17 protein-coding genes are annotated in these 19,262 nt (G+C 65.5%); 7 read left to right on the top strand and 10 right to left on the bottom strand.

Features of this window, described 5'->3' with window-relative positions:
* Window positions 1-70 precede the first annotated feature (70 nt).
* The 3 genes from V5734_RS11235 to V5734_RS11225 all read left to right on the top strand — a co-directional run bounded on the left by V5734_RS11235 (window position 71) and on the right by V5734_RS11225 (window position 2,229).
* Entirely contained in the window at window positions 71-535 is a 465-nt protein-coding gene (locus tag V5734_RS11235; protein WP_347309756.1) for a c-type cytochrome, read from the top strand.
* A gap of 277 nt (window positions 536-812) precedes the next feature.
* A complete protein-coding gene (locus tag V5734_RS11230; protein WP_347309755.1) occupies window positions 813-1,274 on the top strand; it encodes a c-type cytochrome in 462 nt (153 codons plus the stop codon).
* Window positions 1,275-1,338: 64 nt separating this feature from the next.
* Window positions 1,339-2,229, top strand: coding sequence for a c-type cytochrome (locus V5734_RS11225; RefSeq protein WP_347309754.1), 891 nt, complete (start codon window positions 1,339-1,341; stop codon window positions 2,227-2,229).
* A 6-nt stretch (window positions 2,230-2,235) separates the two neighbouring features.
* Here V5734_RS11225 and lipA read toward each other — a convergent pair whose 3' ends face one another.
* Window positions 2,236-3,186 carry a lipoyl synthase gene (gene lipA / locus V5734_RS11220; protein ID WP_347309753.1) on the bottom strand — a complete coding sequence of 317 codons (951 nt, stop codon included), beginning with the start codon at window positions 3,184-3,186 and terminating at the stop codon, window positions 2,236-2,238.
* A 146-nt stretch (window positions 3,187-3,332) separates the two neighbouring features.
* Window positions 3,333-4,481, bottom strand: coding sequence for a DUF6456 domain-containing protein (locus V5734_RS11215; protein ID WP_432759619.1), 1,149 nt, complete (start codon window positions 4,479-4,481; stop codon window positions 3,333-3,335).
* Between the two features lie 217 nt (window positions 4,482-4,698).
* On the opposite strand from V5734_RS11215, the gene V5734_RS11210 reads away from it, so the two are divergent.
* Window positions 4,699-4,989 carry a DUF6477 family protein gene (locus V5734_RS11210; RefSeq protein ID WP_347309751.1) on the top strand — a complete coding sequence of 97 codons (291 nt, stop codon included), beginning with the start codon at window positions 4,699-4,701 and terminating at the stop codon, window positions 4,987-4,989.
* Window positions 4,990-5,049: 60 nt separating this feature from the next.
* Here the strand turns inward: V5734_RS11210 and V5734_RS11205 are convergent, their stop codons facing one another.
* The 5 genes from V5734_RS11205 to recA form a co-directional block, all read right to left on the bottom strand.
* Window positions 5,050-6,594 (bottom strand): trimethylamine methyltransferase family protein, encoded by a 1,545-nt coding sequence (locus V5734_RS11205; RefSeq protein WP_347309750.1) that lies wholly within the window; start codon window positions 6,592-6,594, stop codon window positions 5,050-5,052.
* Window positions 6,595-6,734: 140 nt separating this feature from the next.
* The gene (locus tag V5734_RS11200; RefSeq protein ID WP_347309749.1) at window positions 6,735-7,526 is read right to left on the bottom strand and encodes a class II glutamine amidotransferase; all 792 of its coding nucleotides are present in this window, start codon (window positions 7,524-7,526) and stop codon (window positions 6,735-6,737) included.
* Between the two features lie 86 nt (window positions 7,527-7,612).
* Window positions 7,613-7,909, bottom strand: a complete 297-nt coding sequence (locus tag V5734_RS11195; protein WP_347309748.1) for a DUF1330 domain-containing protein — start codon at window positions 7,907-7,909, stop codon at window positions 7,613-7,615.
* Window positions 7,906-10,572: an alanine--tRNA ligase gene (alaS, locus tag V5734_RS11190; RefSeq protein WP_347309747.1), complete on the bottom strand. Its 2,667-nt coding sequence runs from the start codon at window positions 10,570-10,572 to the stop codon at window positions 7,906-7,908. The genes V5734_RS11195 and alaS overlap by 4 nt, the downstream gene beginning before the upstream one ends.
* 226 nt (window positions 10,573-10,798) lie before the next feature.
* Entirely contained in the window at window positions 10,799-11,872 is a 1,074-nt protein-coding gene (gene recA / locus V5734_RS11185; protein ID WP_347309746.1) for a recombinase RecA, read from the bottom strand.
* 193 nt (window positions 11,873-12,065) lie between these two features.
* On the opposite strand from recA, the gene V5734_RS11180 reads away from it, so the two are divergent.
* Entirely contained in the window at window positions 12,066-12,659 is a 594-nt protein-coding gene (locus V5734_RS11180; protein WP_347309745.1) for a hypothetical protein, read from the top strand.
* A gap of 138 nt (window positions 12,660-12,797) precedes the next feature.
* Here V5734_RS11180 and V5734_RS11175 read toward each other — a convergent pair whose 3' ends face one another.
* From V5734_RS11175 to V5734_RS11165, 3 genes are all read right to left on the bottom strand, one after another.
* Entirely contained in the window at window positions 12,798-15,107 is a 2,310-nt protein-coding gene (locus tag V5734_RS11175) for an ATP-binding protein (protein WP_347309744.1), read from the bottom strand.
* A 104-nt stretch (window positions 15,108-15,211) separates the two neighbouring features.
* Window positions 15,212-16,396, bottom strand: a complete 1,185-nt coding sequence (locus V5734_RS11170; RefSeq protein ID WP_347309743.1) for an RsmB/NOP family class I SAM-dependent RNA methyltransferase — start codon at window positions 16,394-16,396, stop codon at window positions 15,212-15,214.
* 150 nt (window positions 16,397-16,546) lie between these two features.
* Complete coding sequence (locus V5734_RS11165) at window positions 16,547-17,506, bottom strand: LysR family transcriptional regulator (RefSeq protein ID WP_347309742.1); 960 nt, start codon at window positions 17,504-17,506, stop codon at window positions 16,547-16,549.
* A 100-nt stretch (window positions 17,507-17,606) separates the two neighbouring features.
* Here V5734_RS11165 and V5734_RS11160 point away from each other — a divergent pair, with 100 nt between their 5' ends.
* Both V5734_RS11160 and V5734_RS11155 read left to right on the top strand, forming a co-directional pair.
* Window positions 17,607-18,473 (top strand): ABC transporter permease, encoded by an 867-nt coding sequence (locus V5734_RS11160; RefSeq protein ID WP_347309741.1) that lies wholly within the window; start codon window positions 17,607-17,609, stop codon window positions 18,471-18,473.
* Entirely contained in the window at window positions 18,473-19,258 is a 786-nt protein-coding gene (locus V5734_RS11155) for an ABC transporter permease (protein ID WP_347309740.1), read from the top strand. Before V5734_RS11160 ends, V5734_RS11155 begins: the two co-directional genes overlap by 1 nt.
* Window positions 19,259-19,262 lie beyond the last annotated feature (4 nt).

Here is a 19,262-nt window from a genome sequence, read left to right as displayed (position 1 = left end):
GCGGAATTTTCGATTGGTAATGAAATTTCTCACAGATACACTTTTTCAATCCTCAACAGGGAGTTGTACGATGAAGACTTTTCTTGCCGGATTGACCGCTGCCACCATTGCCCTCGCCGGGGCCGCGACAGCGCAGGACACCCCTTTCGCCAGCCAGATCAAGGCGCGGCAGGGGATCATGGAATACCGCGCGCTCCAGCTTGGCGTTCTCGGCGGCATGGCCAAGGGTGAGGTCGAATACAATGCCGAAGCCGCGCAGAAGGCGGCCGACAACCTGATGGCCACCGTCACGCTCGATGCCTCGATGCTGTGGCCGAAGGGATCGGACAATTCCGCCAACCCCGCGACCGCTGCGCTCCCGAAAATCTGGGAAGAGGGCTCGGACATTGGTGAAAAAGCGAAGGCACTGGGCGAGGCGGCGACGGCGATGAAGGCGGCGGCCGGCACCGGGCTCGACGGGCTCAAGTCGGCGATGGGTCCGGTCGGCGGGGCTTGCGGCGGCTGTCACAAGGCGTTCCGCCTTTCGACGAACTGATCCGGCCGGAACCCTCACGACGGGGGCGGGCTTGGTCCCGCCCTTTGTCTTGATGAGTGGACCGCCGCCGGAATCCACGCTGTCGATGAGCGGCGCCATGCCCAAAAATCGCCCGGAAGCGGTGCCTCCACCTCAAGTTGCAGGTCGCTCGAATGGAAGTTTATTTCCTTTTTCCCTGCGCCCGGGCTTCCATCCCGCCGCGTTGCAGCGAAAACCTCCGGCCTTTGAGCCGACGGTGCTGAGACGACGCGAAACCATACAAGTCTAGGAGTTCACGATGCGGAATGTTCTGTCTCTGATCGCGGCGGCGGTCTTGACCTGCGGGCCGGTGCTTGCCGAGGATCTGAGCGATCCCGAAGAAATCCTGACCGCGCGCCACGGTTACATGTTGATGATGGCGATGAACCTCGCGCCGCTTGGCGGGATGGCCAAGGGCGAGGTGCCCTACGATGCCGAGACCGCGGGCCGGGCGGCAAGCAGCCTCGCGGCCCTCGCCTCGGTCGACTCGTCCATGCTCTGGGTGCCGGGGACGGAAAACGGCGTGCTGGACGACAGCTCCGCCCTGCCCGAGATCAACGCCAATGCCGGCGACCGGGACGTGAAGTTCGCCGCTCTGAAGACGGCGGCGGACGCGATGGTCTTGGCGGCGGGCACCGATCTCGCCTCGCTTCAGGGGGCGATGAAGGGTGTCGGCGCAGCTTGCGGCGGGTGTCACAAGCAGTATCGTAAGTCCGAGTAGGATCAGACAAAGATCGTCAGGCGCGCCACGGCGCGCCTGACGCTTGAGAAACGGAGTGATCCAGATGCGCAAGTTGCTGACTGCCCTGCTCGTCCTTGCCGTTCTTGGTCTCGGCGTGTTCTGGGTCGTCACCCGGCCCCGGCCGCTGCCCGCCGATGCGCTGGCGGGGCTAGTGCCCGATCCGGCGCATGGGGAACAGGTGTTCTGGGCCGGCGGATGCGCGGCTTGCCATGCCGATGCCGAGGCGACGGGCGACCAGAAGCTGATCCTCACAGGTGGCCAGCGCTTCCCGTCGCCCTTCGGGACCTTCGTCGCGCCCAATATCTCGAACGACTTGGTTGCCGGGATCGGTGGCTGGTCCGACCTCGACCTCGCCAATGCGATGACCCGCGGCGTCTCGCCAAAGGGCGCGCATTACTACCCCGTCTTTCCCTATGCCAGCTACGCGAAGGCGTCGCTGCAAGACATCGTCGATTTGCGCGCCTTTCTCGCCACCTTGCCCGCCGATCCCACGCCGTCGGCGGCGCACGAGGTGGGCTTTCCCTACAATATCCGTCGCAGCCTCGGCGGCTGGAAGTATCTCTTCCTCGATGAGAACTGGGTCGTGACTGGCGACCTGACCCCGGCCGAGGAACGCGGCCGCTACCTGGCCGAGGCACTTGGTCATTGCGGCGAATGCCATACGCCGCGCAATGCCCTTGGCGGGATGGAGCGCGTCCGCTGGCTCGCCGGCGGGCCGGTGCCGGGCGGCAAGGGGAACTTCCCCAATATCACGCCCGCCAAGCTCACCTGGTCCGAGGCGGATATCGTCGAATACCTGACCTCGGGATTCACACCGGATTTCGACAGCGCGGGCGGTCACATGGCTTTGGTGGTGGAAAATACCGCGAATCTGCCGGCCGAGGATCGGGCGGCGATCGCCGCCTACCTCAAGAAAGTCCCGCCCGCCGAGTGACCGGCCTCAGGCGCGGCCGAGCTTTGCCAGCCGTGCAGCCCTGAGCCGGGCGAAATCCTCGCCAGCATGATAGGATGATCGCGTCAGCGGCGTTGCCGACACCATCAGGAAGCCCTTGCCGAAGGCCGCCTTCTCATAGGCCTTGAACTCCTCAGGCGTCACGAAGCGGTCGACCCGGTGATGCTTCGGCGTCGGCTGAAGGTATTGGCCGATGGTGAGGAAATCGACATTCGCCGCGCGCATGTCATCCATCACCTGCCCGACCGACTGCTTGTCCTCGCCGAGCCCGACCATGATGCCGGACTTGGTGAACATCGCCGGGTCCAGTTCCTTCACCCGCTGGAGCAGCCGGAGCGAATGGAAATACCGCGCGCCGGGGCGGACGGAGGGATAGAGGCCGGGCACGGTCTCAAGATTGTGGTTGAAGACGTCGGGACGCGCTTCGACAACCTTTTCAAGCGCTTCCGGGGCGCATTTGAGGAAGTCGGGGGTCAGGATCTCGATCGTAGTGTTGGGGGAACGGTGCCGGACCGCGCGGATCGTCTGAGCGAAATGCTCGGCTCCGCCGTCGTCGAGATCGTCGCGATCGACCGAGGTGATGACGACATGCTTCAGCCCCAGCGTTTCGACCGCATGGGCCACGCGGCCCGGCTCGAACACGTCGAGCGCGTCGGGGCGCCCGGTGGCGATATTGCAGAACGAACATCCACGTGTGCAGATCTCGCCCATGATCATCATCGTGGCGTGGCCCTGGCTCCAGCACTCGCCGACATTCGGGCAGCCTGCCTCTTCGCAGACCGTCACCAGCTTGTTGGTCCGCAGGATGTCGCGGGTTTCCTTGTAACCGGCCGAGGTCGGCGCCTTCACGCGGATCCAGGCGGGTTTCTTCGGCTGGGCCTGGTCGGCGCGATGCGCCTTTTCGGGATGACGTTCGCCAGGAATCTTGAGGTCGCGCACGGATAGTTCCCCCTAACGCTGGGCTAACGTCGAGATAGGCCTTTTCGTCGGGGAAGACAACGCGGAACGCCGTGGCGCTTCATGGCGGAACGATCCCGCCCCCGCCACGCGAGATTTGGCGCCGGGCTAGCCCGGCGCCGTCGTCCCTACCCGATGAGCGGCGCCTTGCCGCCATAGGTTTCGTCGTAATGGCGCTTGAGCCGTTGCAGCGCGATTCGGAGGACGATCTTGCCCGACCGCGCCGACCATCCCATCCGCTTCTCGGCAACTTCCAGACCTTCGAGAAAGCAGCAACAGCGCAGGACCATGTCGCCGAGCCCCGGCCCGAGATCGCGAAGCGCGGCGGCCACCCGGTCGCGCGCTCGGCCCGACCCGCCGCCCGCCCCGCCGTCGCCGGCGAAATTGCCGCGATCCCCGGCGGTCAGGAACCGGTCCCAGTTCTGGGCCACCCTCGGCCCCATCTGCGCCAGTTCGAAATCCTCGCGCAGCCGCTCGCCGGCCGCAACCAGTTCGGGGTCGAGAAACGGGCTGCCGTCCTTGTCCTTCCGGCGCGCCAGAACGGCAAGCGGGCTTTCGGCGAGGTTGTAGCGCATTTTCCGGGGCGTTCGTGATCCCGGTTCCATCACGGCGCGTTCGTCCCAGACGCGGTGCTGGTCCGCGAAGGGCGTCTGCGCCTCGGCAAAACCGGCCGCGCGGGCGTCCTGATCCTCGGCGAGAAGCCGTTTCAGGGCCGACCGCCCTGCCCCGGTGATCTCGTAGGTCGTTACCCGCCCCGGCTTCTGCACCGCGATCCAGTCCTTGAGCGCGAAGGCCTGCGCCACAGTCCGGTCGACGACGGCGGTGCGAACCGTGCCCTTCAGCACGACCGCCTTCTCCATCTCCGCAGAGACGGCGAGCATCGCGCCGATTTCACAAAGGCGGCGCAGAATGCGGCGCGCCTCGCGAAGAACGGTCGCTTCGTCGACGATCTGCATGTGGGGCGAACGGATCGGTGCGGTCATCGGGCAGGTTCCTTCCTGTATCACTGGCTTTGGTGTGGTGTCTTGTGCCCGTGCCGCTCCGGCCAGCCGCAGGTGCAGGCGGCCGAGCCGGTTCAGCGCTTCGTCGATCAGGGGGTCGTCGCGGCGGTTCTCGAAGGCACGGACCTTGCGCAGGATCGTCGAGGCATGACATCCTTCATTTCTCGCCAGCGCGCGGATGGAGAGGCCCTCTTCGATGTGGCGAAGGTAAAGCCGTGCATTTTCCGGCAACCAGGCGGGCAACGCCGCCGGCGTCTGGAATGGAACTGTCATCATTTCCCCCGAAAGTCTGCGGCGTCTTTACGTCGCCTTAACTACAACGAAAACAACCTGACGTTGTATTCGTTACCTGATCGTTAAAATCGAGCACGATCCCGATATTTCTTGATAAAATATAAATTTTGCTAAAACGGGCGGACGCATTTCGGACACAATTCGCAACATGTCGGAGTCTTGTTTCATCTTCCGGTTGTGTATCTCAAGGAGAATGAAGATGTCCGATCTGCTCTCTGTTGTATCCGAACTCCGCCGCCCCCGGCTCTTGATCCGGGCTGCGCGGGCGGGGCTGGCGGAATACAACCGCAATCGCGACCTCAAGCGATTGATCCGGAGCGCCGAGGCGCCGGCACCGGACCACGCGCTGAGCGCGCTCCTGGCCGAGGAGGAGCGGATCGAGGCGACGCGGCGTTCCGGCGACGCGTCCTACAGTTTCCTGCGCCATATCGACCTTCTCATCGCGATGATGGCCGAGGCCCGGCTTCTCCCGCGCCCGAACCGCGCTTGAGGGGATACGAAAAGGCCGCCCCCGGTGCGGGAGCGGCCTGATCCGCGTTGATCGCGAGGATCACATGAAGGCGTCGGGAACCGCGGCCTTCTTGCGCGCGACATAGTCGGCAAGTGCTTCCTCGACCGCAGGGTCGATCGCCGGCTTCTGGTAGTCGTTCAGAAGCTTCGTGACCCGCGCGCGGGCAAGCTGCACGGTGTCGCGGGCGCCCTCTTCCTCCCAAGTCTCATAAGGCTTGTAGTCGAGAAGCTCGGTCCGCCAGAACGCCTGCTTGAAGTTCGCCTGGGTGTGGGCGCAGCCGAGATAGTGCCCGCCCGGACCGACTTCGCGGATCGCGTCCATCGCCTGGCCGGTTTCCGACATGTCGATGCCCTTGGCGAGGTGATGGAGCGTGCCGAGCTGGTCGGCATCCATCACGAACTTCTCGAAGGACGACACCAAGCCCCCTTCCAGCCAGCCGCAGGCATGGAGCATGAAGTTGACGCCGGAGAGAAGCCCCATGTTGAGGCTGTTCGACGTCTCGTAGGCGGCCTGCGCATCAGGCAGCTTCGATCCGCAGAACGAGCCGGCCGAGCGGTAGGGAAGCCCCAGACGCCGGGCAAGCTGGCCCGCGCCATAGGTGATGTGGGCGGCTTCGGGGGTGCCAAAGGTCGGCGCGCCGGAGTTCATGTCGATCGAGGTCACGAAGGCGCCGAAGATCACCGGCGCACCCTTGCGGACGAGCTGGCTGTAAGCGACGCCGGCCAGCACCTCGGCCAGAACCTGTGTCAGCGTGCCCGCGACCGTGACCGGCGCCATCGCGCCGCCCACGATGAAGGGCGAGATGATCGCGGCCTGATTATGGCGCGCGTAGACCTCGAGCGCGCCCATCATGATCCCGTCGAAAGTCATCGGCGAGTTGATGTTGATGAGCGAGGTCATCACCGTGTTCTGTTCGACGAAGTCGTCGCCGAAGAGGATCTTCGACATCTCGACCGAGTCTTCGGCGCGGCTCGGTTCGGTCACCGACCCCATGTAGGGTTTGTCCGAAAGCGTCATATGCGCGAAGAGCATGTCGAGATGACGCTTGTTGACCGGCACGTCGGTCGGTTCGCAGACCGTCCCGCCGGAATGGTGCAGCCATTTCGACATGTAGCCGAGTTTCACGAATTTCTGGAAATCGTCGAGCGTCGCATACCGGCGGCCGCCATCGGCGTCGCGCACGAAGGGAGGTCCGTAGACCGGCGCGAGGACCAGCCCCTTCCCGCCCACCGTCACGTTCCGCTCCGCGTTCCGCGCATGCTGGACGTAGGATGACGGCGCGGTCTTGCACAGTTCGCGCGCGAGCCCGCGCGGGATGCGGACGCGCTCGCCCTGAACGTCGGCGCCAGCCTCTTTCCAGCGGATCAGCGCCTCGGGGTTCTCGACGAAATTGACGCCGATCTCCTCAAGGATCGTCTCGGCGTTCGTTTCGATGATCTCGAGCGCCTCTTCGTTGAGGATGTCGAGATTGGGGATGTTGCGCTCGATGAACTTCGCGCATTCGATGCGAACGGCTGTCCGTTCCGCCCGCCGCGCCGCGCCACCACCACCACGGGCCCGCCGTCCTTCAGCCACCTCGTTCATGCCGCATGCTCCTGACACTGCCGGTTGTGGCGCCGTTTTATCGCTATTCGCGCGGCCTCGGCTGCGGATTACGTCATCTCGCGGGCGAAAACGACATTGGCATCGGTCTGGCACCGGTCTCGGCCCGACAGCGTCGGGCGTCAGGCGACCCGGGCGAGGCAGCGCGGCTCGAAGGGTTCGATCGTCACGCCATCCGCCTCGAATGTGCAGAAGCTGCCGGGCGGGACAGAATCCCAGCACTCTCCGGCCTCCAGGGGTTCGGAAACGACGGCCCGACCGCGCCGCATCTCCGACCAGCGATGATAGAGCGTCGGGGCGTTCTCGTCGGTGGCATAGCGCACAGCGAAAAGCCGCTTTCCGTCCGAAAACGCGGCCGTCATCCGGACATGGGGGGCGGCGCCCTTCAGGCGTGACAGGCTTTCGAGCCGGGCGGTCGCCCGCTCCAGCGCCCCCTTCGCGTCGTCCCTGAGGCCCTCGCCGAGCGCGATCAGGAACAGGGCCTCACTGTCGGTGGCGCCTTTCCGGTGCGGATAGAGCGGGTCGGGGATAAGCATTTCGGCATCGCGGCGAAACCCGTCGTAACCGCCGATCTGGCCGTTATGCATGAAGGTCCAGTTGCCGACGACGAACGGGTGGCAGTTGTTGCGGCTCGTCGCCGTCCCGGTCGAGGCGCGGACATGGGCAAGAAAGAGGGGCGACTTCACCTGGGCGGTCAGCGACCGCAGGTTCGGGTCCGACCAGGCGGGAAGGATGTCGCGGAAGAGGCCCGGCTCCTCCCGCTCGCCATACCAGGCGACGCCGAACCCGTCGGCATTGATCGCGGTCTTGCTCTGGGTCGCGCCGTGGCTTTGATGGATCAGGGAATGTCCCGGCCGGCTTACGATCTCCTCGAGGAAGACCGGCTCACCGGTATAGGCCGCCCATCTGCACATTCTCGCCCTCGCCCGTTCCTTATGGGGACTTCTGTCCCTCACCCTGCTCAAAACGGCAATATCGCGGCGGACGAAGGCCCGCCGCCTCAGCTTTCCTCGACCACCATCAGGTCGCGTTCCGACGCGCCCTTCGCATGGGCGAGCGCGGCCTGATATTCGGGGCTGTGGTAACAGGCGACCGCCGCGTCGAGCGACGGGAAGCGTGCCACCACGTTGCGCGGCCGGTCGTTGCCTTCGAGTTGAACATGGCGTCCGCCCCGCGCAAGGAACACACCGCCATGCTTGGCGATCGCCGGCCCGGCGAGGGCGGCGTACTTGCCGTAGGCCTCTGCGTCGAGCACCTTCACATGGGCGATCCAGAGGGCTGACTTCGTCTCGCTCATGCCGCACCTCCGATCACCGCCTCGGCGGCCTTTACGGCATCGTCGGCCTTCGACGCATCCGCGCCGCCGGCCTGCGCCATGTCGGGCCTGCCGCCGCCGCCCTTGCCGCCAAGCGCGGCGGCGGCGGCCTTAACGATCTCGACGGCCGAAAGCCGCCCGGTCAGGTCACTGGTGACGCCCGCCGCGACCGCCGCCTTGCCGCCGGTATCGGCGACGACGAGTACCGCGCCGGAGCCGATGCGCGCCTTGAGTTCATCGACGAGCGCCGGAAGATCCTTGCCCGACACGCCGGCGACGACCTGCGGCAGAAACTTCACCCCGCCGATCTCGCGCGTTTCCGGGACGGCTGTGCCAGCGCCTCCGCCCATCGCGAGTTCGCGGCGTAGCTGCGCCACTTCATTGGCAAGCGCCTTGCGTTCCTCCATCAGCGCCTTCACCCGCGCCGGCACGTCGCCCGGCTGCGCCTTCAGCACCGCCGCGACTTCCGAAAGCCGCTGATCCTGCCGGCGCAGATGGTCGAGCGCCGCCTGCCCGGTCAGCGCCTCGATCCGCCGCACGCCTGCCGAGGACGCGCTGTCGCCCAGAAGCGCGAAGGCACCGATATCGCCGGTGCGGGCAACATGGGTGCCGCCGCAAAGCTCGAGCGAATAGGTGGCGCCGTCGGTACCCTTGCCGGCGCCGGCCAGGCGGCCCATCGACACGACGCGCACCTCGTCGCCGTATTTCTCGCCAAACAGCGCCTGCGCGCCGAGCGCGCGGGCATCGTCCGGCGTCATGATCCGTGTCTCGACCGGGCTGTTCTGGCGGATGTATTCGTTGACCTCGGCCTCGACCGTCGCGACCTCATCGGCCGACATCGCCTTCGAATGGCTGAAGTCGAAGCGCAGCCGGTCCTCGGCATTGAGCGAGCCGCGCTGTGCGACATGGGCGCCGAGCGCGCGGCGCAGGGCCTCGTGCAGGAGGTGGGTCGCCGAGTGGTTGGCGCGGATGGCCGAGCGGCGGGTATGGCCGACCTCCAGCTTCGCCGGCTGACCGCGCGCGATCTGGCCATCGCTCACTTCAGCGATATGGATGAAAACGCCTGCGGCCTTCCTGGTGTCGGTCACCGTCGCTGTCCCGGTATCGGTGCGGATCAGGCCACTGTCGCCGACCTGGCCGCCGGCCTCGGCATAGAACGGCGTCTGGTTGACGACGATCTGGATCTTCGCCCCCGCGGCGGCCGATCCGGTTTCCTTCCCGTCGGCGACGAGCGCCACGATCTGGCCTTCGGCCGTCTCGGTGTCGTAGCCGAGGAATTCCGTGGCCCCGTGCTTTTCCGTGAGGTCGAACCAGATCTGTGCGTCCTTCGTTTCGCCCGATCCGGCCCAGGCGGCCCGCGCCTTGGCCTTCTGTTCCTCCATCGCGTGGCCGAACCCCTTGACGTCGACGGCGCGACCCTTCTCGCGCAGCGCGTCCTGGGTGAGGTCGAGCGGGAAGCCATAAGTGTCGTAAAGCCGGAACGCCGCCGCACCCGGCAGGGGCTGGCCCTCGCCGAGCTTCGAAAGCTCGTCGTCAAGGAGCCTCAGCCCGCGATCGAGCGTCTGCTTGAACCGCGTCTCTTCCAGTTTCAGCGTTTCCTCGATCAGTGCCTCGGCGCGCACGAGTTCGGGATAGGCCGCGCCCATCTGGCGCACCAGCGCCGGCACCAGCCGGTACATCAGCGGGTCATCCGCGCCCAGAAGATGCGCATGCCGCATGGCCCGCCGCATGATCCGGCGCAGAACATAGCCACGGCCTTCGTTCGACGGCATCACCCCGTCGGCGATGAGGAACGAGGTGGAGCGCAGGTGATCCGCGATCACCCGGTGATGAACCTTGCCCGGCCCGTCGGGATCGGTCGACGTGCCATGCGCGGAGGCCTCGATCAGGCTCCGCATCAGGTCCGTGTCGTAATTGTCGTGCTTGCCCTGGAGGAGCGCGCCGATCCGTTCCAGCCCCATGCCGGTGTCGATCGACTGCATGTCGAGCGCCCGCATCGAGCCGTCCTCGAACTGCTCGTTCTGCATGAAGACGAGGTTCCAGATCTCGATGAAGCGGTCGCCGTCCTCCTCGGCCGAACCCGGAGGGCCGCCCCAGATGCTGGGCCCGTGGTCGTAGAAGATCTCGGTACAGGGGCCGCAGGGGCCGGTCGGCCCCATGCGCCAGAAATTGTCGTCCGTGGGGATGCGGATGATGCGGTCGTCCGACAGGCCCGCGACCTTCTTCCAGATCCCCGCCGCCTCGTCATCGGTATGGTAGACGGTGACCAGAAGCCGGTCCTTGTTCAGCCCGAAATCCTTGGTCAGCAATTCCCACGCATAGGGGATCGCCTCCTCCTTGAAATAGTCGCCGAACGAGAAGTTGCCGAGCATCTCGAAGAACGTGTGGTGCCGCGCGGTGTAGCCGACATTGTCGAGATCGTTGTGCTTGCCGCCCGCGCGTACGCATTTCTGCGCCGTCGTCGCACGCACGTAGTCGCGCTTTTCCACCCCGGTGAAGCAGTTCTTGAACTGCACCATGCCCGAATTGGTGAACATCAGAGTCGGATCGTTGCGCGGGACAAGCGGCGAACTCGCGACGACCCGGTGGTCGTTGCGCTTGAAATAGTCGAGGAAGGTCGAGCGGATATCGTTCAGGCTGGGCATCGGATCGCGGCTCCGGGAAAGCGAGGGGCAGTCGGCCCGACACGTTTATCTTTCGCCCGCCCCCCTGTCCAGCAAGGCTTTCCGCATCTGCGAAAGACGCTCTCTGCAATACAGTCGGGGACGGCTCCGGCCATGTCGGGGGGCCGGGCCGGCGGCAGCGATCTCACGAAAAAAGACCGGGCGTGATGGCCCGGCCTTCCTGCCTTCGTCTTCCGGCGCAGCCCGGTCAGGCCTCCATGACGTCGTCGCCCGGACCGTCATCCGAGGCCCCGAAATCGAGCCCGTGGCTGGCGCGGATCTTGTCCTCGATGGCGTGGGCGAAATCGGGATTGTCCTTGAGGAACTGCTTGGCGTTCTCGCGCCCCTGGCCGATGCGCTCATCCCCGTAGGAATACCAGGCGCCGGACTTTTCCACGACCCCGGCCTTCACGCCAAGGTCGATCAACTCGCCGGTCTTGGAGATCCCCTCGCCGTACATGATGTCGAACTCGACCTGCTTGAAGGGTGGCGACACCTTGTTCTTCACGACCTTTACGCGGGTGGTGTTGCCGACCACCTCGTCGCGATCCTTGATCGAGCCGATGCGGCGGATATCGAGCCGGACGGACGCGTAGAACTTGAGCGCGTTGCCGCCCGTCGTCGTCTCGGGCGAACCGAACATCACGCCGATCTTCATGCGGATCTGGTTGATGAAGATCACCATGCAGTTCGAGCGGCTGATGGAGCTCGTCAGCTTCCGCATCGCCTGGCTCATCAGGCGGGCATGCACACCGACGCTGGAATCGCCCATGTCGCCCTCAAGCTCGGACTTCGGCACGAGCGCCGCGACCGAGTCGACGACGACAAGGCTGACCGCGCCGGACCGCACCAGCGTGTCAACGATCTCCAGCGCCTGCTCGCCGGTATCGGGCTGCGAGATCAGAAGCTCGTCGAGGTTGACGCCGAGCTTCTTGGCATATTGCGGGTCGAGCGCGTGCTCGGCGTCGACGAAGGCGCAGACGCCGCCCTTCTTCTGCTCTTCGGCCACGACATGGAGCGTCAGCGTCGTCTTGCCAGAGCTTTCCGGCCCGTAGATCTCGACCACCCGGCCCTTCGGCAATCCGCCGATGCCGAGCGCGATATCGAGCCCGAGCGAGCCGGTCGAGGTCGCCTCGATCTCCATCACCGGATTGTCGGCGCCGAGCTTCATGATGGAACCCTTGCCGAACTGCCGTTCGATCTGGGCGAGCGCGCTGTCGAGCGCTTTCTGTTTGTCCGCGGAGCGCTTGTCGTTCATGTCGAGAAGGTTCGTCACTGCCATTGTTCGGTTCCTTATTTCACACCCGTCGGGGCGCGGCAATCATTGCTCGTGTTCGCCTCTTGTTCTCAGCGTTATGAGATCAAAGAGGGAACATTACAACTCATTTTTCTAAAATCGAGCTTTTCTCCTTTGGGTAAATGTTTAGTTAATGGCGCCGGGATTTCGTGTCCCGCGTGTGAAGAAAAGGATCGGCATGCTGGTTTTCTGGAAACAGCGACTCGTCTACCTCGCGACGCCAAAGACGGGCACCACGGCGATCGAGGCGGCGCTGGAGCCGCTGGCGAGCGTGGTGATCCAGCGCCCGCCCGAACTGAAGCACACCTCGGTGCATCGGTACTGGCGTTTCCTCGCGCCCTATCTCGAACTTGCCGCCGACGAGGATTTCATGGTCGTCGCGGTGATGCGGGAACCTATCGACTGGCTCGGCAGCTGGTATCGCTACCGCCAGCGGATCAGCGGCGTCCATCCCGACCGCAGCACCTCGGGTATGAGTTTCAACAACTTTATCGAGGGCTATCTCAGCGATCCCCAACCCGAATACGCCAATGTCGGCTGGCAGAGCCGGTTCCTCGTTCCCGAGAAAGGTCCGGGTGTCGACCGGCTGTTCCGCTACGACGACATGGGAAGCCTCGTCGGCTTTCTCGAAGACCGGCTGGACTGCGAGATCACTCTGCCCCGGCTCAACGTGTCGCCGGAAGGGTCCACGGATCTCGATCCGGCGCTCGAGGCGCGCCTGCGCGAGGCCTGCGTCAAGGATTTCGCCCTCTACGACTCGCTCCGGACCTGAGGGAACGGGGCATTCTGGCGACCGCCCCGGCGCGAAAGCGTCGGAGCGGGTCGCGATTGCTCTGCCGCCATGGCACATCTGCCTCGATGCGCCGCCCCCCGGCAGGCCCGCTCATTGCCGGGGGACCCGGCCGCTCCGTCAGTGAATCTGGCCCTGTACGGTCGCGGTCAGTTCGCTGAGCGAGAACGGCTTCGGCAGGAAGACCGAGTTCGGAATCCGTTCCCGCGTTTCGGTCAGGCTCTCCTCCGAATAACCCGAAACGAAGACAACCCGGGTATTGGGGCGTTCCTTGAGCGCCTCGCGCACCCAGGACGGCCCGTCCATTCCCGGCATGATCACGTCGGTCACGAAGACATCGATCGCGAGGGAACCGTCTTCCAGCGTCTTCAGCGCCTCTTCGGCGTTCTCCGCCTCGATCACCGTGTATCCGCGCATTCGCAGCGCCCGGCTCGCGAAGGCGCGGACCGGCGCTTCGTCCTCGACCAGCAGGACGACGCCTTCGCCGCTGCGGGTGACGCGGCGCGGCGCAGACGTTGCCTGCGGTCGGACCTCGACCTCCTCGACTTGGTCGTGAACCGGGAAATAGAGTGTGAATGTCGTTCCTTGCCCGACGATGCTGTCGCAGAAGATGAAGCCGCCCGTCTGCTTCACGATCCCGTAGGCGGTCGACAGGCCAAGCCCCGTCCCCTCGCCCTGCCGCTTGGTCGTGAAGAAGGGTTCGAAGATCTTCGGCAGCTTGTCCGTGGCGATCCCGATCCCATAGTCCGTGACCCGGACGACGACATACTCCCCGGGCGCCACGACCGCGCGGTCGCGCTTCAGCCCTTCCTCGAGAGACTGGTTCTCCGTCTCGATCCGGATCTCGCCGCCCCCCGGCATCGCGTCGCGGGCATTGACGACAAGGTTCATCAGCACCTGTTCCAGCTGGCGCTTGTCGGCGCGGATCGGGCGCAATTCGGGGTCGTGCACGAGGGTCAGCCGGACCTTTTCGCCGACCAGACGGTTCAGAAGATGCGTCAGGTCCGAAAGGGAATCGCGCAGGTCGATGACCTGCGGCTTCAGCGTCTGCTTGCGCGAGAATGCGAGCAGCTGGCCGACGAGGCTCGCCGCCCGGTTGGCGTTCTGGTTGATCTGCACGAGGTCGGCATAATCGGGATCGCCCTTGTCGTGCCGCAGGAGCAGGAGGTCGCAGTGCCCCGAAATCGCGGTCAGCAGGTTGTTGAAATCATGCGCGACACCACCGGCGAGCTGTCCGATCGCCTGCATCTTCTGACTCTGCACGAATTGCGCCTCGAGCGTCTTGAGCTTGGTCGCGTCCGACAGGACCGCGACGAGGGCCGGCCGCCCCTCCTCCACGACGCGGGTCAGCGTCACCTGGAGGTAGACATCCTGTTCCGCGCCGCGCACGCGCAGGACTTCGGGGCGCTGGTCGGCCCGGCCCGCCAGCGCGTCGGCGAGCCAGTCGTTCACGGGCCGCCCGAGCCCTTCCAGCAACGCCGCAAGGCCGGTTCCGACCTCCGCATTCCCCAAAAGCGTCCGGGCCGCGCGGTTTGCCTCACGCAGATCGCCCGAACTGCCGACGCGCAGGAGCGCGACGGGAAGGGTTTCGAAGGCCGTCGGATCGCCCGCAAAGGGCGTTGCCCCCGCCGCCGCAGGCAGCAGGTAGATTTCCCGCCGCCCGCCCGCGCTTTCGAGCGACGCGACCAGGGCCCGAATCGACCCGTCCGCGCCCGCGATTTCGTGCTCTTCGCCCGGCCGCAGGGGAAGATCCTTGAAGATGCGGTCGAGGGTCTTCACCCGTTCCCCGACCAGCCGGCGCAACGCCTCGTTCATGAAAAGGATCGTCCCGGTCTTCGAAACCGTCAGCATCGGCAGGCTGATGGTTTCGGCGCCGCGCCCGCCGACGGCCCGCTCGGCCATGTCCTCGAGCCGCCAGAGGAATCCCGCCTCGCCGATCCGGTGCACGGCCAGCCGGACATGGCCGCGCCGAGTCACCAGATCCTCCCGCGCCGCACCGAGCGCCTCGGCCCGGTTCTGCATCCTGTGGAGGACGGCGGCGGGATTGGCGAAAACCTCGCCCAGCGTCCGCGTCAGCGTCTGCCCGCCCCTGCTGCCGAAGCGTTCCACCGCGGCACGGTTCTGGGTGCCGATCTCCCCTTCCGCGTCGGTGGTGAAGCTTGGGGAGGCATCGTGGGCGATGAATTCCGCGATCTGGTCTTGCAGGTCGCTGTCGGCGCGCCCGTGACGCCCGGAGAGCCAGGCAATGAGTCCCGCCAGCGCGGCGAAAGTACCGGCGGCGGCAAAGATCGCGAGACCGGTCACGCCATCGGAGACGAAATAGGCGGCGGCCGCGAAAAGAACGGCTGCTCCAACAAGATAATGGCTGCGCGGCGCCAGATTCAGCGCGGTTCGGGTCAGCGGATGCGGGGAAAGCGCCGGATGCGACACCACGTGGCTCCCTTCAGATTCGGTTTCACCGCATTCCGACTTGAAATGCTTAAACGGCGATTAACCGCCCCGGAAACACAACTAATGATTGTGTATTGCCGGGATCAGACCCGCGTCAAGAGAGCGCTGTAGAAGCCGTCCCCTCCGCCTAGAGAGGTGTAGAGCCGGTCCTCCACCAGGCCCCAACCGGGACTGCGCGCAACAAACCGGTCGATCTGGGCGCGGTTTTCCTCGGCCAGAAGCGAGCAGGTCATGTAGGCGAGATGCCCTTTCGGCGCCACAAAGTGCTCGGCAGCATCGAGAATGTCCGCCTGGAGGCGCACGAGGTCCGCCACGCGCTCGGCCGTTAGCGTCCACTTCGCATCGGGGGTGCGGCGCCAGGTGCCGGTTCCCGAACAGGGCACGTCGACGAGTACCAGGTCGAATTCACGTCCGCGCAAGGATCTGGTGTCGGCAAGTGCCACATCGGCGCCGGCACGTGCGGCGCGGGCGGGAAGGTCGCGCATGCGCTGCGGCAAGGCGTCATGGGCGGTGACCGATCGAACCCCGCGCGCGGCCAACGCCAAGGCCTTGCCGCCCCCGCCCGCGCAGTAGTCGAGAACGCTGTCGCCGGGGCGAAGCGGCAGCGCCTCAACGGCGGCCTGCGGGCTCAGGTCCTGCAATTCGACGAGGCCACCGAGATAGGCCGAAGAATTGCGGATTTTCTGTGGGTTTTGCGTGACTTTCAGAGCGAAGTTCACGCCCTCCTCCGGTTCGGAGTCAATCCCGTCGCGGGCCAGCGCCGCGCGGGCATCGGCGCGGCTTCCCCGCACGGCATTGACGCGCAGGAAGACCGGCGCCCTTTCGCGCTCCGCCTTCAGCACCTCAGAGAAATCCGCACCGAGCGAGCCGCGCAAGGCGGGCGCGATCCAGTCCGGGCAATCGAGCGCGACGAGTTCAGGAAGATCGGCCTCGACCGGCGCGGTGGCGAGGGCGGCGCGTTCGTCGGCGTCGAGAGGAGCCGGCGCGTAGCCCTGGCCGCTAAAGACCGCATCGGGATCGGTGCCGCTGGCGACGAGGGTGCCGATCATCAACGCCCGGCCCGTCGGCGCGGCGGCACCGGCGCGCACGGTGAAGGATCGTCGGCAGCGCAAGGCGTCGAAGACGAGATCGCGGATCGCCGTGCGGTCGCCGGAGCCGGCGAAACGGCTCGCCCGCGCCCAGCCGGTCAGCGCCTGTTCGGCCGCGGTACCGGAGAGGATCCGGTCGAGAATGCCGATCGCCGCTTCAATCCGGGCCGCAGGGGTCAAGTCTTGTGCTCTCTTAGGTTGAGGATCGCCGCCTAACCGGCTGCGATATATTGGTTTATCATGATGCGCTTCCGCGCCGGGCAACGTCTGCTTCCCTGCTAAACCATTCCGGCACCGAAGGGAAGATGACGACCGGGGCGTCCCGCCGGGTCAGTAGTAGATCCGCTCCTCCATCGGCGTCGCCTCCACCCGTTTCAGGAGGATGTCGAGCGTCATTTGCTCGGCCCGGTTCATCCGCGTGCGCGGGTTCCAGGCGATGTAGACGTCGATGGCCGGGGGCGAGTCATAGGGTGGCAGCCGCCAGAGCCGGCCCATCTCGACATCCTCGGCGACGACATGGAGCGGCAGGGGTCCGATTCCGAGTCCGGCGATGATCATTCGGCGCACCTCCTCGAGGTTCGCCGAGGTGCCGACGATGCGCTCGTCGAGCCGCGCCTCGGCGCGCATGACGGTCACCGCCCGCAACGCGTCGCTCATCTGGTCGGTGACGAAACTGACCGAGGACTGGCCGGCGAGGTCGGTGGTCTTCAGCCCGCGCCGGCCGAACAGGGGATGCGCCGGGCCGCAGAAGAGGCCGAAATGCTCACGGAACAAACGGCGGTATTCAAGGCCGGGACGGTGTTCGTTGACGAGGCAGACCGCGAAGGAGACCCGGCGCGCGGTCACGGCGGCAATCGCCTCGCGGCTCGCCATGATCTCGATCGAGAAGGTAGCGCGGGGGTATGTGGCGTGAACCTCGGTCAGGGTGGAATCGAAGATCGGGCAGACGACATGGCTCGCCATCGCGATCGAGACATGGCCGCGCACCTCGTCCTCGACATCACGCATCACGGTGCCAAGGCGCAGAATCGCACCGTGAATGTCCGTCGCCTCCGACGCCAGCAACCGCCCCGCCGCGGTCAGGTCGAACCGCCCCGGCCGGCGGTCGATCAGGCGCTTGCCGAGCCGGTCCTCGAGCCGCTTCAGCGCGCTCGACACCGACGGCTGCTTGAGCCCGAGCCGGTCGGCGGCATCGGTGACGGAGCGGGACTGGGCCAGGACGAGGAACGTCCGAAGAAGGTTCCAGTCGAGATCGCGGGCAAGTTTTTCGGTCGGAGACAGTCTCTGCATAGCTCAGATCTATTATCAGAATTCTCATTATCTATTTGATTGATACCTTCCGCAACCCGCATCCTGTCCGCGCAATGACCTTTCGCGGACACCCTTCCAGATGACCATCGAGTCACGGGAAAGACGGCAACCCTGGATCCTGCTCTCGCCGGCATTGACGGCGGTGATCCTGCTCCTGGTCGTGCCGCTTCTCTTCATCGTGGTCTATTCGTTCTGGCTGCGCAGCGCCGCCGGCGCCGACACGCCGGGCTTCCACCTCGACAACTGGCAGAAGGTGCTGAGCGACCGCTTCTACCGCGACATCCTTCTGAACACGCTGAAGATCGCCGCGATCACCACGGCGGTTTGCGCGGTCATGGGCTATCCGGCGGCCTATTTCATCGCAAGATCGAATGGCAACAAGCTGATTTTGCTTGTTCTTCTGATGTTGCCCTTCTGGATCAGCTACATCATCCGCACGATGAGCTGGATCAACATCCTCGGCATTTCCGGGGCGCTCAACTCGCTGCTCCTGACGCTCGGGATCGTCAGCGAACCTGTCCAGATGCTCTATAACGAGGTGACGGTGATCCTCGGTCTCGTGCATTTCCTGCTGCCGTTCATGGTGCTGAACATCTATGTCAGCCTCGAAGGCATCGACACCAACCTCGAGGACGCCGCGAATTCGCTTGGCGCGACGCGGTGGCAGAGCTTCGTGCAGGTCACGCTGCCCCTCTCGCTGCCCGGCCTCGCCGCCGGCGGGCTTTTGTGCTTCGTCCTCGGCGCCGGGACCTATATCACCCCGGTGATCCTCGGCGGCCCGCGTGACGCGATGTTCGCCAACCTCGTCTTCGAGGCGATCATCCGACAGCTTAACTGGCCGCTCGGCTCGGCGCTGTCGCTCGCGCTCCTCGCGGTCCTTGGCGCGCTGGTGCTGATCTACAACCGCTATCTCGGCATGGCGCAGCTTGCGAAGGGGCTGGGCTGATGGGCTGGGCGCTGATCCGGGCCTATACGGTCCTCGTCTACCTATTCATGTTCCTGCCCGTCGCGGTGGTCGTGCTTCTTTCGTTCAACGCGAGCCAGTTCGGCAGCTTCCCGATGACCGGCTTTTCCTTCCGGTGGTTCGAGACGCTGTGGCAGAACGAGGCGATCGTGCGCGCCTTCAAGACCTCGATCGCGCTAGGGCTGATGACCGCGCTTGTCTCGACCACGCTCGGGGTTCTCGCGGCGCTGGCGCTGGTGCGCTACCGGGTGCCGGGGCGCGACATGATCACCACGCTTCTCATCGCGCCGATCCTCGTGCCCGAGGTGGTGCTGGCCGTCGCCCTCCTTCTTTTCCTCAACGCGCTCCATATCAACAAGAGCTTCGGCCTTCTCCTCATGGGGCATGTGATCTTCACCCTGCCCTTCGTCATCCTCGTCGTGCAGGCGCGGCTCGTCTCGATCCGCCGCGACGTCGAGGAGGCGGCGCTGAGCCTTGGCGCCACGCCTCGGCAGACCTTCTTCGCGGTGACGCTGCCGCTCCTGACTCCGGCGGTCGCGGCCGGGGCGCTCTTCGCCTTCACCATCAGCTTCGACGACATCACCGGCACGCTCTTCTGGAAACCCGGCGGGGTGGAGACGGTGCCGACCCAGATCTTCTCGATGCTCAGGAACTCGATCTCGCCCGAGATCAACGCGCTCGGCACCGTGATGATCGTGATGACCGTCGGGTTGCCGCTTATCGGGGCCGGGATCGCCCGGACCCTCGCCAACAGAAAGGGCGGGTGAACCG

This window comes from Defluviimonas sp. SAOS-178_SWC (assembly GCF_039830135.1).
Taxonomy (GTDB): Bacteria; Pseudomonadota; Alphaproteobacteria; order Rhodobacterales; family Rhodobacteraceae; genus Albidovulum.
The sequence above is the reverse complement of the archived record's forward strand: the minus strand, read 5'-3'. Positions and strand labels throughout refer to the sequence as shown.

Bases quoted from the DNA above. Each gene is read 5' to 3' on its own strand.
- V5734_RS11235 (WP_347309756.1), top strand. From the start codon at position 71: ATGAAGACTTTTCTTGCCGGATTGACCGCTGCCACCATTGCCCTCGCC.
- V5734_RS11230 (WP_347309755.1), top strand. From the start codon at position 813: ATGCGGAATGTTCTGTCTCTGATCGCGGCGGCGGTCTTGACCTGCGGG.
- V5734_RS11225 (WP_347309754.1), top strand. From the start codon at position 1,339: ATGCGCAAGTTGCTGACTGCCCTGCTCGTCCTTGCCGTTCTTGGTCTC.
- V5734_RS11215 (WP_432759619.1), bottom strand. From the start codon at position 4,481: ATGATGACAGTTCCATTCCAGACGCCGGCGGCGTTGCCCGCCTGGTTG.
- V5734_RS11210 (WP_347309751.1), top strand. From the start codon at position 4,699: ATGTCCGATCTGCTCTCTGTTGTATCCGAACTCCGCCGCCCCCGGCTC.
- V5734_RS11205 (WP_347309750.1), bottom strand. From the start codon at position 6,594: ATGAACGAGGTGGCTGAAGGACGGCGGGCCCGTGGTGGTGGTGGCGCG.
- V5734_RS11200 (WP_347309749.1), bottom strand. From the start codon at position 7,526: ATGTGCAGATGGGCGGCCTATACCGGTGAGCCGGTCTTCCTCGAGGAG.
- V5734_RS11195 (WP_347309748.1), bottom strand. From the start codon at position 7,909: ATGAGCGAGACGAAGTCAGCCCTCTGGATCGCCCATGTGAAGGTGCTC.
- alaS (WP_347309747.1), bottom strand. From the start codon at position 10,572: ATGCCCAGCCTGAACGATATCCGCTCGACCTTCCTCGACTATTTCAAG.
- recA (WP_347309746.1), bottom strand. From the start codon at position 11,872: ATGGCAGTGACGAACCTTCTCGACATGAACGACAAGCGCTCCGCGGAC.
- V5734_RS11180 (WP_347309745.1), top strand. From the start codon at position 12,066: ATGCTGGTTTTCTGGAAACAGCGACTCGTCTACCTCGCGACGCCAAAG.
- V5734_RS11165 (WP_347309742.1), bottom strand. From the start codon at position 17,506: ATGCAGAGACTGTCTCCGACCGAAAAACTTGCCCGCGATCTCGACTGG.
- V5734_RS11160 (WP_347309741.1), top strand. From the start codon at position 17,607: ATGACCATCGAGTCACGGGAAAGACGGCAACCCTGGATCCTGCTCTCG.
- V5734_RS11155 (WP_347309740.1), top strand. From the start codon at position 18,473: ATGGGCTGGGCGCTGATCCGGGCCTATACGGTCCTCGTCTACCTATTC.